The organism is Variovorax sp. EBFNA2, assembly GCF_033802765.1.
GTDB classification, from domain to species: Bacteria; Pseudomonadota; Gammaproteobacteria; order Burkholderiales; family Burkholderiaceae_C; genus Variovorax; species Variovorax paradoxus_H.
Genome location: NZ_CP138496.1, coordinates 4,069,073 through 4,085,554 on the forward strand (window position 1 = coordinate 4,069,073; position 16,482 = coordinate 4,085,554).

General features: G+C 68.0%; 19 protein-coding genes. 9 read left to right on the plus strand and 10 right to left on the minus strand.

The annotated features are described in order from the left end of the window. Positions 1-121: 121 nt before the first annotated feature. From RZE79_RS19260 to RZE79_RS19270, 3 genes are all read left to right on the plus strand, one after another. Complete coding sequence (locus RZE79_RS19260; protein ID WP_153283571.1) at positions 122-772, plus strand: DJ-1/PfpI family protein; 651 nt, start codon at positions 122-124, stop codon at positions 770-772. A gap of 72 nt (positions 773-844) precedes the next feature. Next, a complete protein-coding gene (locus tag RZE79_RS19265; protein ID WP_319356030.1) occupies positions 845-1,369 on the plus strand; it encodes a CinA family protein in 525 nt (174 codons plus the stop codon). Between the two features lie 55 nt (positions 1,370-1,424). After that, positions 1,425-1,781, plus strand: coding sequence for a GNAT family N-acetyltransferase (locus tag RZE79_RS19270; RefSeq protein WP_319356032.1), 357 nt, complete (start codon positions 1,425-1,427; stop codon positions 1,779-1,781). A 48-nt stretch (positions 1,782-1,829) separates the two neighbouring features. Here the strand turns inward: RZE79_RS19270 and RZE79_RS19275 are convergent, their stop codons facing one another. Genes RZE79_RS19275 through RZE79_RS19295 form a run of 5 tightly spaced genes read right to left on the minus strand, consistent with a single transcriptional unit; the run spans position 1,830 to position 6,891 of the window. Then, positions 1,830-2,834, minus strand: a complete 1,005-nt coding sequence (locus RZE79_RS19275) for a tripartite tricarboxylate transporter substrate binding protein BugD (RefSeq protein WP_153283568.1) — start codon at positions 2,832-2,834, stop codon at positions 1,830-1,832. Positions 2,835-2,864: 30 nt separating this feature from the next. Continuing rightward, positions 2,865-3,755, minus strand: a complete 891-nt coding sequence (locus tag RZE79_RS19280) for a CoA ester lyase (RefSeq protein ID WP_319356035.1) — start codon at positions 3,753-3,755, stop codon at positions 2,865-2,867. Further along, positions 3,752-4,933 (minus strand): CaiB/BaiF CoA-transferase family protein, encoded by a 1,182-nt coding sequence (locus RZE79_RS19285; RefSeq protein WP_319356037.1) that lies wholly within the window; start codon positions 4,931-4,933, stop codon positions 3,752-3,754. The genes RZE79_RS19280 and RZE79_RS19285 overlap by 4 nt, the downstream gene beginning before the upstream one ends. A gap of 21 nt (positions 4,934-4,954) precedes the next feature. Further along, on the minus strand, positions 4,955-5,845 hold the full coding sequence (locus RZE79_RS19290) for a MaoC family dehydratase N-terminal domain-containing protein (RefSeq protein ID WP_319356039.1): 891 nt from the start codon (positions 5,843-5,845) through the stop codon (positions 4,955-4,957). Between the two features lie 35 nt (positions 5,846-5,880). Further along, complete coding sequence (locus RZE79_RS19295; protein WP_373696491.1) at positions 5,881-6,891, minus strand: tripartite tricarboxylate transporter substrate binding protein; 1,011 nt, start codon at positions 6,889-6,891, stop codon at positions 5,881-5,883. A 92-nt stretch (positions 6,892-6,983) separates the two neighbouring features. On the opposite strand from RZE79_RS19295, the gene RZE79_RS19300 reads away from it, so the two are divergent. Both RZE79_RS19300 and RZE79_RS19305 read left to right on the plus strand, forming a co-directional pair. Then, positions 6,984-7,895, plus strand: coding sequence for a LysR substrate-binding domain-containing protein (locus RZE79_RS19300; protein WP_319356041.1), 912 nt, complete (start codon positions 6,984-6,986; stop codon positions 7,893-7,895). 456 nt (positions 7,896-8,351) lie between these two features. Next, positions 8,352-8,612: a hypothetical protein gene (locus tag RZE79_RS19305; protein WP_319356043.1), complete on the plus strand. Its 261-nt coding sequence runs from the start codon at positions 8,352-8,354 to the stop codon at positions 8,610-8,612. 108 nt (positions 8,613-8,720) lie between these two features. Here RZE79_RS19305 and RZE79_RS19310 read toward each other — a convergent pair whose 3' ends face one another. Beyond that, positions 8,721-9,899: an acetyl-CoA C-acetyltransferase gene (locus tag RZE79_RS19310; RefSeq protein ID WP_319356045.1), complete on the minus strand. Its 1,179-nt coding sequence runs from the start codon at positions 9,897-9,899 to the stop codon at positions 8,721-8,723. A gap of 61 nt (positions 9,900-9,960) precedes the next feature. After that, on the minus strand, positions 9,961-11,733 hold the full coding sequence (gene phaC / locus RZE79_RS19315; protein ID WP_319356047.1) for a class I poly(R)-hydroxyalkanoic acid synthase: 1,773 nt from the start codon (positions 11,731-11,733) through the stop codon (positions 9,961-9,963). Positions 11,734-11,859: 126 nt separating this feature from the next. Between phaC and RZE79_RS19320 the strand changes: the two genes are divergently transcribed. Next, entirely contained in the window at positions 11,860-12,180 is a 321-nt protein-coding gene (locus tag RZE79_RS19320) for a hypothetical protein (RefSeq protein ID WP_319356049.1), read from the plus strand. Here RZE79_RS19320 and pgeF read toward each other — a convergent pair. Genes pgeF through RZE79_RS19335 form a run of 3 tightly spaced genes read right to left on the minus strand, consistent with a single transcriptional unit; the run spans position 12,112 to position 14,472 of the window. Beyond that, positions 12,112-12,870: a peptidoglycan editing factor PgeF gene (gene pgeF, locus RZE79_RS19325; protein ID WP_319356051.1), complete on the minus strand. Its 759-nt coding sequence runs from the start codon at positions 12,868-12,870 to the stop codon at positions 12,112-12,114. The genes RZE79_RS19320 and pgeF overlap by 69 nt on opposite strands. Positions 12,871-12,884: 14 nt before the next feature. Then, positions 12,885-13,523: a maleylacetoacetate isomerase gene (gene maiA, locus RZE79_RS19330; protein ID WP_319356053.1), complete on the minus strand. Its 639-nt coding sequence runs from the start codon at positions 13,521-13,523 to the stop codon at positions 12,885-12,887. A gap of 34 nt (positions 13,524-13,557) precedes the next feature. Continuing rightward, entirely contained in the window at positions 13,558-14,472 is a 915-nt protein-coding gene (locus RZE79_RS19335) for a tetratricopeptide repeat protein (RefSeq protein ID WP_319356054.1), read from the minus strand. A gap of 163 nt (positions 14,473-14,635) precedes the next feature. Here RZE79_RS19335 and RZE79_RS19340 point away from each other — a divergent pair, with 163 nt between their 5' ends. From RZE79_RS19340 to RZE79_RS19350, 3 genes are read left to right on the plus strand one after another with little or no spacing between them, the layout of a single operon-like run. Further along, on the plus strand, positions 14,636-15,337 hold the full coding sequence (locus RZE79_RS19340; protein ID WP_319356056.1) for a fumarylacetoacetate hydrolase family protein: 702 nt from the start codon (positions 14,636-14,638) through the stop codon (positions 15,335-15,337). A gap of 19 nt (positions 15,338-15,356) precedes the next feature. Further along, on the plus strand, positions 15,357-15,908 hold the full coding sequence (locus RZE79_RS19345; RefSeq protein ID WP_192192300.1) for an NUDIX hydrolase: 552 nt from the start codon (positions 15,357-15,359) through the stop codon (positions 15,906-15,908). Positions 15,909-15,919: 11 nt separating this feature from the next. Further along, positions 15,920-16,408, plus strand: coding sequence for a CreA family protein (locus RZE79_RS19350; RefSeq protein WP_319356059.1), 489 nt, complete (start codon positions 15,920-15,922; stop codon positions 16,406-16,408). The last annotated feature ends 74 nt before the right edge of the window (positions 16,409-16,482 follow it).

Here is a 16,482-nt window from a genome sequence, read left to right on the forward strand (position 1 = left end):
AAGCTTGCAACCAGCTGTCACGGACATCGCCTCGGCGGCACTCTATATGCTTGCGGCTGCGCGACCGTGACACGGCCCCTGCCGGCCCCCCTCCCATCCAGCCACCCAGGAGTTCGCACGCATGAATTTCGGAATCATCGTCTTCCCCGAGGTCGAGGAGCTCGATTTCATCGGTCCCTGGGAAATGCTCACCATGTGGAGCAAGCTCGCTGGCGGCCCTGCCAACTGCTTGGTGGTGGCGCAAACGCACGGCCCGGTCGTCTGCGCCAAGGGGCTGTCGATCAACCCGCATGTGTCGTTTGCCGACTGCCCGCCGCTCGACTTCCTGCTCGTGCCCGGCGGCATGGGCACGCGGCGCGAGGTCGACAACCCCGCGATGGTGCAGTTCGTGGCCGCGCAGGCGCCCGGCTGCAAGGCGCTGATGTCGGTGTGCACCGGCGCCTTCGTGCTGCATGCGGCCGGCCTGCTCTCGGGCCGCACCGCCACCACGCACTGGGGATCGCTCGACCGCCTGCGCGCGCTCGGCGACGTGAAGGTGGTCGAGCAACGCTTCGTGCAGGATGGGCATGTGTGGACCTCGGCCGGCGTCTCGGCCGGCACCGACCTGATGCTGGCCTTCATCGCGCATGCCGCGGGTGAGGAAGCGGCGGCCAAGGTGCAGCTGCAGGCCGAGTACTACCCGGCCGACACGGTGTACGGCCACACCTCGAGCCACGAGCGCGCGCCGTCGTATGTGCGGCGGCCCGGGTCGCGTGCGGGCACAACCGCCTGATCGTTCTTTCTTTCGTTTGTTGGATCGATCGAACGGTCGGTCATTTCTTCTTTCTTACTTCTTTCGACCTCCATGTCCACGCCCGACTTCTCCGATCTCGAACCGCTTGCCGTGCTCGCCGCCCGCGTGGGAGCGACGCTGCGCGAGCGGCGCCAGACGGTGGCGGTCGCCGAATCGTCGACCGGCGGGCTCGTCTCGGCCGCGCTGCTCGCGGTGCCGGGCGCCTCGGCGTACTTCCTGGGCGGCGCGGTCATCTATTCGCGCCGCGCCGGAAAGGCCCTGCTCGGTCTCACGCCCGAAGACATGGGCGACATGCGCGGCGAGACCGAGCCCTATGCGCGCTTCATGTCGGGCCGCATCCGTGATGCGCATCGATCGAAGTGGGGCCTCTGCGAAAGCGGTGCGGCGGGGCCGTCGGGCAGCCCGTACGGCGACGCGCCCGGGCATGTCTGCATCGCCGTGACCGGCGCGGACGGCCTCGTGGTCAGCCGCACGATCGAAACCGGCGCGACCGACCGGCCGTGGAACATGGATGTGTTCGCGCGACTGTTGCTGAAGCTGTTCGAGGAGACATTGCAGACGGCCGGTGACGCATGACCGAGACGGTGATATCGGCCGCCTCCGAAGAAGAGGTCCGCTCCTGGGCCGCCGGTTGCGCGAGTTCAACTACGGTTTCGTCGGCGAGTACCCCGAGAGCCAACCCGTGTGGCTGAACGCCAAGGATGCACAGGGCCGCCTGATGGGTGGCCTGCGCGGTTTCGTGTTCCTCGAATGGCTGCGCATCGACGTGCTGTTCGTCGAAGAGGAAGCCCGAGGCATTGGCCTGGGCCGCCGCCTGCTCGCCGAAGCGGAAGCGCGCGGCAAGGCGCTGGGTGCCGGGAATGCCGCGCTTGAAACCTTCGAGTGGCAGGCGCGAGGCTTCTACCTGAAGCAAGGCTATGAAGAGTTCGCCCGCATCGACAACTACGCGCGCGGCAACTACCTCGCCTACATGAAGAAGAAGCTGTGAGCCCGGGGCATTGCGGCCCCTGACCCCCAACCTCTCAAGCTGCCGTCTTCAATCCGCCTGCACCCCCGCAGCCCGGATCACCTTCCCCCACTTCTCGATCTCCGCCGCCAGGTGGCTGCGCAGCGCCTCGGGCGTGACCTTGTCCATCGGCACGGCCTCGGTGCTCAACTCGGCGAAGCGCTTCTTCACGTTGTCGTCCTGCAGCGCGGCGCGCAGGGCCACATTGAGCTTGTCGATCACAGCCGGCGGCGTGCCCTTGGGCGCGTACACGCCGTGCCACACCTTCACATCGAAGCCCTTGAGGCCCTGCTCGTCGAGCGTGGGAATGTCGGGCATGCTCGACAGGCGCTTGGGCGTGGTCACGCCGAACACCTTCACGCGCTGGCCGTCCTTGATGACGGGCGCGGTCTGCGTGGTCTGGTCGCACAGCAGGTCGACCTGCCCGCCCATCAGGTCGTTGAGTGCGGGGCCTGCGCCCTTGTAGGGCACGGTCGTGAGCTGCACGCCGATCTGGTGCGCGAAGAGCATGCCGCACAGCTGCGAGACGGCGCCGATGCCGGCGTTGGCGAGCGAGACCTTGTCCTTGTTCGTCTTCACGTAGGCCAGCAGCTCCTTGAAGTTGTTGGCCGGAAAGTCCTTGCGCGACAGCAGGGTCATCGGCACGTCCATGACCTGGCCGATGTACTCGAAGTCTTTCAGCGGGTCGTAGTTGAGCTTCTTGTACAGCGCGGGCGCGGTGGCCATGCCCATGTGGTGGATGAGGATGGTGTAGCCGTTGGGCGCCGCCTTGGCCACGCGGGTCGGTGCGATGGTGCCGCCCGCGCCCACGGTGTTCTCGACCACCACGGTCTGGCCGAGCGACTTGCCCATGGGCACGGCGAGCATGCGCGCCACCACGTCGGTGGGGCCGCCGGCCGAGTACGGCACGACCATCACGACGGGCTTGTCGGGCCACGCGGCCTGCGCGGCGGCGGGCGATGCGGCGGCGAGCAGGCAGGCGCCCGCCGAGGCCGCGATGAGGGCTTTCAGTTTCCAGGTCTTCGTTGCGTTCACTTCTTTGTCTCCTTTTGGTTTGTCGATGAATCAGTGGGCCGGCGATGAATCGCTTGGGCCTTGCGGTGCCGCCAATGCCAGCCAGCGCTCGGCCAGCCGCACCACAGGCCCGTCGACCATGCGGCCATCGAGGCTCACGACGCCGCCGCCGGCCGCGCGCACGGCCTCGGTGACGCGGTGCGCCCACGCAACCTCGTCGGCCGTGGGCCCGAGCGCGGCCTGCACGAGGGCGACCTGCTCGGGATGGATGCAGAGCTTGGCGCCGAAGCCGCCGCGCCGGGCGCGCGCGGTGTCGGCGGCGAGACGCTGCGCATCGCGCCAGTCGGGCGTGACGCCGTCGATGGGCGTGGCGAGCCCCGCTCGGCGCGACGCCAGCACGAGCGCGAGGCGCACGGCCCCCAGCTCGACCTCGTCGGCGTCGCAGGCCATGCCGAGGTCGGCCTGGAAATCGAGATGACCGAAGGCCAGCCGCAGCACCTGCGGCGCACCCGCGATGGCATCGACTGCGGCGAGCCCCGCGGCCGATTCGATGAGCGGCACCAGCACGGCCTTCGGTCCGACCGTGGCGGCCAGCCGATGCAGTTCGTCGGCATGCTCGGCCTTGGGCAGCACGACGCCGGCGATGAGTCCGTCGGCGATCCATTCGGCTGCGCGCGCGCAGTCGTCGTCATGCCACGGCGTGCCGCTGGCGTTCACGCGCACGAGCAGCCGCCCTCGCCCTCCGGCGGGCAGCGCTGCGAGCGAGGCACCGAGCGCGTCGCGCGCTTCGGCCTTGCGCGCGGGCGCCACGGCGTCTTCGAGGTCGATGATCACGGCGCCCGCGCCCGTCGCCAAGGCGCGCGCATGGCGCTCAGGCCGGTCGGCCGGCACGAAGAGAAAGGCGCGCGCCAACGCCAGCGCTTGCTTTGCGGACTCGCTCATACCGCCCCGGCCGCGCGCAGCGTCGCGATCGCGTCGTCGCCACGGCCCAGGCTGCGCAAGATGGCGTCCGTGTGCTGTCCGACCGCCGGCACCGGGTCCATGCGGTAGTCGAACGCGCTCTGACGACCGGCTGGCAGCAGCGCCGGAATGTCGCCGGCCGGCGAACCCACCTGGCGCCAGCGTTCACGCGCCTGCAGCTGCGGGTGCGCCCACAGCCCGGCCATGTCGTTCATGCGCGCATTGGCGATCTGCGCCGTGTCGAGCCGTTCGAGCACCTGCGCCGCGCTCAGCGCGCCGAAAGTGTCGACGATGAGCGTGCGCAGCGCCTCGCGGTGTTCGTTGCGCCGCGCGTTGCTGTCGAAGCGCGGGTCGGTCGCGAGCTCGGGGCGCAGCAGCACCTTGTCGCAGAAGGCGCGCCACTCGCGCTCGTTCTGCAGGCCCAGCATCACGGTGCCGCCGTCACCCGCGGGGAACGGGCCGTAGGGGTAGATGGTGGCGTGCGAGGCGGCGCTGCGCGGCGGCGGCGCTGCGCCGTCGTAGGCGTAGTACATCGGGTAGCCCATCCACTCGGCGAGCGATTCGAGCATCGACACGTCGATGTGCGAACCCTTGCCCGTCTTGCCGCGCTGCATCAGCGCCGCGAGGATGCCGGTGTAGGCGTACATGCCCGCCGCGATGTCGGCGATGGAGTTGCCCGACTTGCACGGGTCGTCTGGCGTGCCCGTCACCGACAGGAAACCGGCCTCGCTCTGGATCAGCAGGTCGTAGGCCTTCTTGTCGCGGTACGGGCCGTCTTCGCCGTAGCCCGAGATGTCGCAGACGATGAGCGCGGGGTGCTTCTCTTGCAGCACCTGCGCGCCCAGGCCCATGCGCGCGGCGGCGCCGGGCGCGAGGTTCTGCACCAGCACGTCGGCGCCGGCCACCAGCTCTTGCAGCACCGCGAGCGCGGCGGGCTGCTTGAGGTCGAGCGTGAGGCTTTCCTTCGAGCGGTTGACCCACACGAAGTGCGAGGCCTCGCCGTTCACGCGCTCGTCGTAGGCGCGCGCAAAGTCGCCGCCGCCGGGGCGCTCGACCTTGATGACGCGCGCGCCGAGGTCGGCGAGCTGGCGGGTGCAGAACGGCGCCGCGATGGCGTGCTCGAGCGAGATGACGGTGATGCCGTCCAGGGGTCTTGTCATGGGCGTCTTTCTTTCCTTGCGTCAGGCGAGCACGGCGGTCGCCTGCATCGTGAGCCAGCCCTCGGCGTCTTCGCCCCACAGGCTGAAGGTCTTGCCGTCGGTGCTGCCTTCGGCGGGCTTGCCGTGCACGCGGAACGGCGCGATGTCGAAGGTCGGGCGCACGGCGCGGAACTCGAAGCGCGCGAGCTGCGCATCGGCCGGCGCGTTGCGGCGCAGCAGGTCGACCAGCAGCGTCGCGATCAGCGGCCCGTGCACGATGAGGCCCGGGTAGCCCTCGACCTGCGTCACGTAGCGGCGGTCGTAATGGATGCGGTGGCCGTTGAAGGTCAGCGCCGAGTAGCGAAACAGCAGCACGTCGTCGGCCACGAGGTCGCGGCTGAAGGCGGCGTCTTTCGGTGCCGGCGTGGGCGGCGGCGTGGCTTCGCCGGGCGCGGCGGCGGCGCGGTAGACGATGTCGTGCTCTTCGGTCAGCGCGAGCCCGCGCGCATTGCGCACCTCGTGGCGCACGAGCACGAACACCAGTTCGCCCGTGCGCCCGGCCTTGTGCGTGACCGACGCGATGGTCGACGTGCGCTCGACCGCATCGCCCACCTGCAGCGGATTGCCCGGCTCCCACGTCAACCGGCCGCCGGCCCACATGCGGCGCGGCAGCGGCACGGGCGGCAGGAAGCCGCCGCGCTTCGCATGGCCGTCGTCGCCGATCTCCGACTGGCGGTGGTGCGGCAGGAAGTAGAGCCAGTGCCACAGCGCGGGCAGGCGCGTGCCCGCCTCGGGCAACGGGTCGTCGCGGTCGAGCGTGGCGGACAGGCCGCGCACGGGCGCGGCGGTGAGGTCGTCGCGCAGCGTTTCGCTGCGGCCCTGCCAGGCCTGCAGCCGCGCGAGAGCTTCGGCGTCGATCAGTGGAGATGTCATGGCGTGTGTGGCAAGAAGAGAAATGAGTCGATGGGTCAATCGACCGCGGCGCCCGAGGCCTTGACGATGCGCGCCCACTTGGCGAGGTCGCTGCGCAGCAGCGCCGAGAACTGTTCGGGCGACGTGGGCGCCGCGATCTCGACACCTTGCTGGTCGAGCTTGTCGCGCAGGTCCTTGGCCGCGAGCGCCTTGCGCGTCGCGTCCTGCAAGGTGGCGAGCACGTCGGCGGGCACGCCCGCGGGCGCGAACAAGCCGATCCACAGCGTGCCGTTGTAGCCCGGCACCTGCTCGGCGATGGCGGGCACGTCGGGCAGCACGGGCGAGCGTTTTTCGCCGCTCACGGCCAGCGCGCGCAGCTTGCCGGCCTTGATGTGCGCGAGCGCCGAAGGCAGGCTCGCGAACACGATGGGCAGTTGCCCGCCGAGCACGTCGTTGATGGCAGGCGCCACGCCCTTGTACGGCACGTGCTGCATCGAGATGCCGCCCATGCTGTTGAGCATTTCGCCCAGCAGGTGGTTGAGCGTGCCGTTGCCGGCCGAGGCGTACTGGTAGTTGGCGCCCTTCTCGCGCGCCAGCTTCAAGAATTCGGCGAAGTTCTTCGCGGGGAACGACGGGTTCACCAGCAGCACGTTGGGCACGGCGCCGATCAGGCCGACGGGCTTGAAGTCTTTCTCGGGATCGAAGCCCGGATTCTTGTAGAGCGCGGGGTTGATCGCCTGGCTGCTGCTGATCGTCATGAGCAGCGTGTAGCCGTCCTTCGGGCCCTTGGCGACCAGTTGCGTGCCGATGTTGCCGCCCGCGCCGGGGCGGTTGTCGACCACCACGCTGGCGTTGTTCAACACCTCGCCGAGCTTCTGGCCCACGAGGCGCCCAACGATGTCGTTGGTGCCGCCCGCGGCCTGCGGCACGACGAGCGTGATGGGGCGCGAAGGGTAGGTTTGAGCGGCGGCCGGGTTGGCGGCCAGCAAGGCGGTGGCGGTGAGGCCGAAAGCGAGCAGCGCCTTGGCGCGAAGCCGCAAGGCAGGGGTGGTGTTGTGTGTCTCCATGGCCGCATGGTCTGCTGCCGGCCCCGCCTGCGCAATCTGCGATTTCGGAACCCAGGCTTCTGAAATTCCGAAGGCTTGGCTACCATCGCCCCATGCTTTTCGACCTCACCGACCTGCGCCTGTTCGTGGCCACGGCCGAGCTCGGCAACCTCACGCGGGCGGCCGAGCGCCAGCACCTGTCGCTGGCCGCGGCCAGCGCGCGCATCAAGGCGCTCGAGACCCAGGCCGGCCTGCAACTGCTGCAGCGCGAGGCCCGCGGTGTGCGGCTGCTGCCGCCGGGCGAGGCTTTTTTGCACCACGCGCGGCTGGTGCTGCACCAGGCCGATCAGTTGCGTGCCGACCTGCTCGAGTACGGCGGCGGCCTGCGCGGCCACCTGCGCGTGTTCGCCAACACCACGGCGGTGACCGATTTCCTGCCCGAGATCCTGCCCGGCTTCCTGGCCGCCAACCCGCGCATCAACGTCGACCTTCAGGAAAAACCGAATGCTCAGATCCCGCGCGGCGTGCGCGACGGGCGCGCCGACATTGGCATCGTCGCCGGCCAGATGGACACCTTGGGCCTGGACACCATCCACTTCAGCACCGACCGGCTGGTGCTCGTGACCTCGCGCCAGCACCGCTTTGCGCGGCGCCGCCGCATCTCGTTCGCCGAGACGCTTGACGAAGACGCCATCGGCATGCAGCAAGGCAGCACGCTGCAGGCCTTCCTGGGGCAGATCACCGACAACCTGGGCAAGCGCCAGAAGCTGCGCATCCAGCTCGGCAGCTTCGACGCCATGTGCCGGATGATCGGCAGCGGCGTGGGCATCGGCGTGGTGCCCGAGTCGGCCGCGCGACGCAACCAGGACAGCATGCAGCTCGCGCTGGTCGAGCTCAGCGACCCGTGGTGCGTGCGCGAACGCTACCTGCTCGTGCGCGACCGCGCCGCCCTGCCCGTGTACGCGCAGGCGCTGGTCGAGACGCTGTGCCAGCACTACGCCAGCGCGCAGGTCGAAACCGGCTGACGGCCCGATTTCCGGCCAAAAACAGGCACTTGCAGGCGGCTTGTGAGAAACCCGATGTCTTCCCCATTTTCTGTGCACAACTTTGGGGGTAAGTCAGGGGTCGCGTTGTAAAGCCGTCGCAAGTTGTTGTTTTATAAGGGGAATAGTTAGTCTGCTTAAAAATTTTGCAGTGCACAACTCTGGCGGCCAAGAGGTCCAAAAATGGCTGCAAAACAAGAAAGTCAAGTGAAAAAACAGGGGGCTGCCTGTGCTAGGCCGCCCTTTCAAACCAACGACTTGCCGCCGGTTGTGCAGAAGTCCGCTTCAATCCCCACTTTCTGTGGGCAACTTTGGGGGTAACTGGGGTGGAGCTTTGTAAAACGAATGCAAGTTGTTGTTTTACAAAGAGATTCGACACATTGCTCATTTTTTGAGCGGTGAACAAATGGGCCGGCCGCTCGGACGCCAGCCATTCGATTGAATCCAAAGGTTCTCAGTGCGCCGAATCCGACCGATGCGGGCGCGAAAGAGCGCCGCTACAGTCGCCCTGGCATGCTCGAAGCCCTCAGCTCCCCCTGGTCCTGCCTCGGCGCCATCGCCGGGCTGCTGATCGCGTTGCTGGTGCATTGGCTGGCCCCCGCCGACATCGACACCGTGCACGCCGGCGCGTGGCTGGTGGGCATCGGCTGGCTCGCGGGCCTGGCCTGGGACCTCGTGGATTCGGACCGGTCGAAGTAATCCGCAAGCGAGCCCCGCGAAGAGCGGGCACAAAAAAAGGGAGGGGAGGCAGCGGCCCTTGCGAGCCCCTGCCTCCCCTCCCCGTACCGGTTCAACCGGTGATCAGTCTCAGCGCTCGATCGTCAGCGCCACGCCCATGCCGCCGCCGATGCACAGCGAGGCGATGCCCTTCTTGGCGTTCTGGCGCTGCATTTCGTGCAGCAGCGTCACCAGGATGCGGCAGCCCGACGCGCCGATAGGGTGGCCGATGGCGATGGCGCCGCCGTTCACGTTCACCTTGTTCACGTCCCAGCCCATTTCGCGGTTCACGGCGCAGGCCTGTGCAGCGAAGGCTTCGTTGATCTCGAGCAGGTCGAGGTCGGCGGCCTTCCAGCCGGCGCGCTGCAGCGCCTTGGTCGACGCGGGCACGGGGCCCATGCCCATGATGGTCGGGTCGAGGCCGGCGGTGGCGTAGCTGGCGATGCGGCCCAGCGGCTTCAGGCCCAGGGCGGCGGCCTTCTTGGCCGTCATGACCATCACGGCGGCGGCGCCATCGTTCAGGCCCGAGGCATTGCCCGCGGTCACGCCACCGGCCTTGTCGAAGGCGGGGCGCAGGCCGGCCAGCACTTCGGCGTTGGTCTTGCGGTTGATGAACTCGTCCTGGTTGAAGACGAGCGGGTCGCCCTTCTTCTGCGGAATGCTCACGCCGACGATTTCGTCCTTGAACTTGCCAGCGTCTTGCGCGGCAGCGGCCTTGGTCTGGCTGGCCAGGGCCAGCTCGTCCTGTGAGGCGCGGTCGATGTTGTACTGCTTGGCCACGTTCTCGGCCGTGATGCCCATGTGGTACTGGTTGTACACGTCCCACAGGCCGTCGACGATCATGGTGTCGACCAGCTTCCAGTCGCCCATGCGCTGGCCGTTGCGCGAGTTGGGCAGCACGTGCGGCGCCATGCTCATGTTTTCCTGGCCGCCGGCGATCACGATTTCGCTGTCGCCCGTGGCCACGGCCTGCGCCGCCAGCATCACGGCCTTCAGGCCCGAGCCGCACACGGCGTTGATGGTGAGCGCCGGCGTTTCCTTGGTGCCGCCGCCCTTGAGCCATGCCTGGCGCGCAGGGTTCTGGCCGGCGCCGGCCGCGAGCACCTGGCCCATGATGGCCTCGCCCACCTGGTCGGCCGAAAGGTTGGCGCGCGCGATCACTTCCTTGATCACGAGGGCGCCCAGCTCGGTGGCGGGAATGCCGGCGAGCGAGCCGCCGAATTTGCCGACCGCCGTGCGCGCAGCCGAAACGATGACGATGTCTTCCATGAGGTTCTCTCCGTTGAGGTGATTTGAAATCGGTTGCGATCTTGCGGGAGCTGGCGCCCGTTCAGGCCTTGGCCTTCACGTAGCGTCCCGGCGCCGGTTCGATGGCCTTGTAGGCCTTGCCGTTGCCGTAGCCCTTGGGCGCGGGGATCTGCTTGCCCGCGTGGCCCTTGAGCCATTGTGCCCAGTCGGTCCACCAGCTGCCCGGCTGCTCCTGCGCGCCGGCCAGCCATTCGGGCTGGGTCTTGGGAAACTTGCCGTCCTCGCGCAGCCAGTGGCTGCGCTTGTTCTTGGCGGGCGGGTTGATCACGCCGGCGATGTGGCCCGAGGCGCCCATCACGAAGCGCTTCTTGCCCGTGAGCAACTGCGTGGACGCGTAGGCGCCGCCAATGGGCACGATGTGGTCTTCGCGCGAGCCGTAGAGGTAGGCCGGGACGTCGATCTTGCCGAGGTCGACCTTCTCACCGCACACGGTGAGCGCGCCGGGCTTGGCCAGCTTGTTCTCGTGGTACGTGTTGCGCAGGTACCAGGCGTAGAACGGGCCCGGCAGGTTGGTGGCGTCGCTGTTCCAGTACAGCAGGTCGAAGGCTGGCGGCGTCTCGCCCTTGAGGTAGTTGCCGACCACGTAGTTCCACACCAGGTCGTTCGGGCGCAGGAAGCTGAAGGTCGAGGCGAGGTCGCCGCCGGGCAGCAGGCCGCCCTTGCCCAACTGCATTTCGCGGTACGCCACCATGGGCTCGTCCACGAAGATGTCGAGGATGCCGGTGTCGCTGAAATCGAGAAAGGTGGTCAGCAGCGTGACCGACGCGGCCGGCTTCTCGCCGCGTGCCGCAAGCACGGCCAGCGCGGTGCTCAGGATGGTGCCGCCCACGCAGAAGCCCAGCGTGTTGATCTGCTTGCTGCCGCTGATTTCCTGCACGGTATGGATGGCCTTGATGGCTGCGTTCTCGATGTAATCGTCCCAGGTGGCCTGGGCCATCGACTCGTCGGGGTTGCGCCAGCTCACCACGAACACGCGGTGGCCTTGCGTGTTCGCATAACGAATGAGCGAGTTGTCGGGCTGCAGGTCGAGGATGTAGAACTTGTTGATGCACGGCGGCACCAGCAGGAACGGCCGCTCGTACACCTTGGCGGTGAGCGGCTTGTATTCGAGCAGCTGGAAATACTCGTTTTCAAATACCACGGCGCCTTCGGTGGTGGCGACGTTGCGCCCCACTTCAAAGGCGCTTTCGTCGGTCATGCTCACATGACCCTGCTTCATGTCGTGCAGCAGGTTCTGGATGCCCTTGGCGATGCTCTCGCCCTGCGTGTCGATGGCTTTCTTCTGCGCCTCGGCATTGAAGGCGAGCGAGTTGCTGGGCGATGCCGCCGCCATCCATTGCTCGACCGCGAAGCGCAGGCGCGCCTTGGTCTTGTCGTCGGCGTCGATGGCCTCGGCCATGCGCATCATGGTGCGGCCGTTGAGCAGGTACACGGCGGCCGAGAAAGCCGCCATCGGGTTGCTGCCCCAGGCCTCGGCGGCAAAGCGCTTGTCGCCCTCGGGGCGGGCACCGAAGCCGCGGCGCCACAGGTCGGTGGCATCGGTCAGGTACTGCTGCTGGATCGACTGAAGCTGCTCGGGATCGATGGAGAACTTGGGCAGTTCGGGCATGCCCGTCGCACCCGGAAACTGCGGCATCTGGGGCAATTGCCATAGCGGCGTGCCGCCGATGTCGAAAGCGGCGGCACCTCCTGAGCCCCCAGCTTTCTGGAAAGCCTCCATGGCCTGGGTCCAGCCCTGCGTGAGGGCTTTTTGAAGGGGCGCGAACGCATCGGCCCCCGTGTCTTCTTGCTTCATCATGTCTCCTGGCCGTGGCCTGGGTCGATACGAACGGATGGCTTGCGTGTTTTGAGTATGCTGCATTCGCAAGGCACTCACAACGCCGCGCTTTCACTAATCCATTGAAACGAAACGTCTCTGCCTGTGTTCATCCATTTGATCGTGATCGGCTGGCTCTATGTGGCCGTGATGATGGCGGTGGCCGAGGCTACCAACACCACGGGCACGGTGCTGGGCGCCCTCGTCACCTTCCTTCTTTACGGCCTGGCGCCGGTGGCGCTGGTGATCTACCTGATGGCCACGCCGGCACGCCGGCGGGCAATCAAGGAACGCGAGGCGCAGGCCCAGGCACAGGCCCAGGAAGCCGCGCGCCGCGCCGCCGCGGAAGCCGCAGGTTCAGACCTTCCAGACCAGCGCGGCGAAGCGCCCGCTGACGCCGTCGCGCCGGTGCGAAAAGAACCGTGACGGCTGCGCGACGGTGCACCACGCATCGCCGCTGTCGTTGCCATGGAGCGACTCGACACCCGCCGCACGCAGCCGCTGCCGCGCGAGCGCAGGCAGATCGGCCAGCCACTTGCCTTCGGCCGCTGCCGGCGTGAAGCACGACGCCGCCTCGGGCGACTGCGCCTCGAAGGCGGCCTTGACCTCGGCCCCGACCTCGAAGGCCTTCGGGCCGATGCAGGGGCCGAGCCAGGCCATGAGGCGCGGCGCGCCGCCATCGTCGTCTTGCGCGAAGGCGCGCACGGTCTGTTCGAGCACACCGCCGGCCAGCCCGCGCCAGCCCGCATGCGCAGCTGCCACGCGGTGGCCGCGTGCGTCGGTGAAGAGCACGGGCAGGCAGTCGGCCACCATGACCGTGCAGGCGCGCGCGGTGGTCGTGGCGGTGCAGGCATCGGCGACGGTGCCGTCTTGCACGGCATCGTCGAGCGACACGACACCCGTGCCATGCACCTGCTGCAGAAATACCGGCTGCGTGCCGATCGCCTGCTGCAGCCGGCGGCGGTTCTCGGCGACGTGCGCGGCATCGTCGGCCACGTGGTCGCCGAGGTTCAGGCTGTCATAGCGCCCGGCCGACACCCCGCCGTCGCGCGTGGTGCACAGCGCGCGCACGTTCGGCGGCGCGGGCCACTCGGGCACCAGCCATTGCGGATTCATCGCGAGTTGCCTGCTCAGGGCTCGGCGTCGGGCGACTGCGAAGGCTGCGCGCGCTGGAAGGCGTCGAGCTTCATGCAGGCATCGAAGGCGGCCATGGTGCGCGGCAGGCCGCTGAAGTCGCAGTCGAAGCGGCGGCCGTTGAAGATCTGCGGCACGAGGCAGCAGTCGGCCATGGTGGGCGTGTCGCCCCAGCAGAAGGTGCCGCCCGGGTGCTGCGCGAGCTGGCGCTCGAACGACAGCAGGCCTTCGCGCACCCAGTGGCGGTACCAGGTGTTCTTGGCTTCGTCGTCGACCTTCAGTTCCTTCACGAGGTACTTGAGCACGCGCAGGTTGTTCAGCGGATGGATCTCGCAGGCAATCGACTGCGCCAGCGCACGCACGTGCGCACGGCCCACCGGGTCGGTCGGCAGCAGCGCCGGCTCGGGATGCACTTCGTCGAGGTATTCGATGATGGCCATCGACTGCGAGAAGCGCTCGCCTTCGTCTTCGAGCAGCGGCACGAGCATGTCGGGCGAGATCGCCGAGAACGGGCCGGTGCGGTGGTCGCCGCGCGCGATGTGCACGGGCACGTAGTCGTAATCGAGGCCCTTCAGCTGAAGGGCGATGCGCACGCGGAACGAGGCGGAGGAGCGAAAGTAGTTATGCAGCTTCATGATTTCTCAAGGATAGCGCCCTTGAACTTCACCTTCAGGAGCGGGGTGTGGCCGGGAGCACGCAGCGGAAATCGTGCAGCCGGGCGTCGGGGTTTTCTTGCTGCCACGTGTCGAGCAGCTCGCGCGCCGCGGCTTCTTCGCGCGAGGCAATGCCCAGGCGCCACGGCCCGAGCGTGCCGGGCGCCTCGTCGGCGCCGTGGTTGTGCCGGCCCTCGCCGAAGGGACGGCCTTCGGAGCAGGCGCGGCAGAGCATCTCCATGCTGTCGGTCCAGTTCTCGGCGAAGCCATCGGCGGCCTTGAAGCGCTGCACCAAGGCCTCGATGTCTTCCGAGCTCACGCCTTCCACCGAGACCTCGTAGGTCGCGTGTTCCGAAGGTGCGATCAGTTCGAGCGCATCGAACACCGGCACCTCGCGTTCGCCGCGCAGCCGGTAGCCGTTGGGCGCGCCGTCGTGCAGCACGAGGTCGCCGTAGCGGTGGCCGCAGGCGGGCGTGGGCACGTTGCGCAGGATGGCGCGCGCCGGGTCGATGCGGTCGGCCCACACCACCTCGGTGCCCTCGTCGCCGTGCACGCGGATCGGCGTGAGGCCGACGAAATAGTCGACAGGTCCTTCACCGTCCGGGATGCCGATGCCGTACTGGCGCCACGCGCGCCGCGCCGTGGGCCAGTCGCCCAGCGCGGTGGCCGCGATGCCCAGGTTCCACAGCGCGCCTTCGTGGCGCGGCTCGCACTGCACGGCGCGGGCGTTGGCCTGCAGCGAAGCGGCCCAGTCGCCGCGGTACTTGTGGATGAGCCCAGCGTTGTACCAGGGCGCCGACCAGTACGGATGGGTGGCGCTGGCCTGCGCGTAGGCGGCCAGGGCGCCGTCTTGGTCGCCGGCATCGTCGCGTTCGCGACCGAGTTCGTTGAAGGCGGTGGCCTTGCCGGCTTTGCCGAGTCGGATGGGCATGGTGAAGCGAGGTGGAACGGGAAGGAAAAGGGTCGGGGAAACGCGCAGAAGCGCCTATTGTGGGCCGCCGCAAAATCCCGGGTCCGGCGTGCCGGCAAGGGCGTGCCGCCTCTGGCACACTGCCGGTCTCCCCTCCCGTTTCGCTGAAAAAGGACACCTTTCCATGGCTTCCGAGTTTGTTTTTGCCCCGCCCGCCACCGTTTCGGTGCCGGTCGTCGGTCAGCCCGCCCGCTTTCCGGTGCACCGCATCTACTGCGTGGGCCGCAACTACGAAGATCACGCCAAGGAAATGGGTTTCACCGGCCGCGAGCCGCCCTTCTTCTTCATGAAGCCGGCCGACGCGCTGGTGACGGTCGATGCCGGCCAGACCGGCACCATGGCCTACCCCACGCTCACGAAGAACCTGCACCACGAGATCGAGCTCGTGGTGGCCATCGGCACCGGCGGCAAGAACATCCAAGCGGCCGACGCCCACAAGCACATCTACGGCTACGCCGTCGGCCTGGACATGACGCGCCGCGACCTGCAGAACGACATGAAGAAGCAGGGCCGCCCCTGGGACATCGGCAAGAGCTTCGAGCAGAGCGCACCCATCGGCCCGATCGTGCCGGTGGCGCAGGCCGGCAACGCCGAGCAGGCCGAAATCTCGCTGCAAGTGAACGGCGAAGACCGCCAGCGCAGCACCGTGAGCAAGCTGATCTGGAACGTGGCCGAAACCATCGAGCACCTGTCGGCCGCCTGGGAGCTCCAACCCGGCGACCTGATCTTCACGGGCACGCCCGAGGGCGTCGCGGCCGTGGTGGCCGGCGACACGCTGGTGGGCCAGGTGGCCGGCCTGCCCGCGCTGACCGTGAAGATCGCCTGACGCCCGCGCGGTCCGCTTCATGCTCCTTCGCGTACCCATCAAGCATTGCAAGAACTGCGGCACGGCGGTGGTCTACCGCGTGCCGGACGACGGCGATACCAAGCAGCGCGCCGTGTGCCCGGCCTGCCACACGATCCACTACGAGAACCCGCTGAACGTGGTCGGCACCATCCCCGTGCTGGGCGACAAGGTGCTGCTGTGCAAGCGCAACATCGAGCCGCGCTGGGGCAAGTGGACGCTGCCTGCCGGCTTCATGGAGCTCGAGGAAACCACCGCCGAAGGCGCGGCCCGCGAGACCGATGAAGAGGCCGGTGCCAACTTCGAAATGGAAGGCCTGTTCGCCGTGATCAGCGTGGTGCGCGTGGGCCAGGTCCACATGTTCTACCGCGCCCGCCTGCTCGACGACACCTTCGACCCGGGCCACGAAACCATCGAGGCGCGCCTGTTCACCGAGGAAGAAATTCCCTGGGACGAGATCGCCTTTCGCACCGTGCGCCAGGCGCTCGAACACTTCTTCGAAGACCGCAAGCGCGGCAGCTTCGACCGCGTGCACGAACTCAGCATCGTTTGACCCAACGCTTCATGATCAAGACCCTTCGCGCCACCCTCCTCTGCGCCGCCAGCCTCGGCTTTGCACTCGCGGCCTCGGCGGCCAAGGCGGAGACGGTCGGCGAGGTCGACACCGCCTTCAAGCTCATCGGCCCCGACCACAAGATCGTGATCGAGGCCTACGACGACCCCAAGGTCAGCGGCGTGACCTGCTATGTCTCGCGCGCCAAGACCGGCGGCATCGCCGGTGCGTTCGGCGTGGCCGAAGACAAGGCCGAAGCCTCCATTGCCTGCCGCCAGGTCGGCCCGGTGAGCATCACGCAGCCGCTGCCCAAACGCGAAGAGGTCTACACCGAACGCTTGTCGGTGCTCTTCAAGCGCCTGCGCGTGGTGCGCATGGTCGACCCCAAGCGCAACACGCTGGTCTACCTGACCTACTCCGACCTGCTGATCGACGGCTCGCCCAAGAACAGCATCACGGCCGTGCCGGTCGATCGCGGCACGCCGATTCCGCTCAAGTAACAGGCCGCTGAAGGGCTGCTGAAGGGCACGGCGCGCGAGTTTGCTAGCATCGTCCAGCCGGTCTGCGCAGCGGA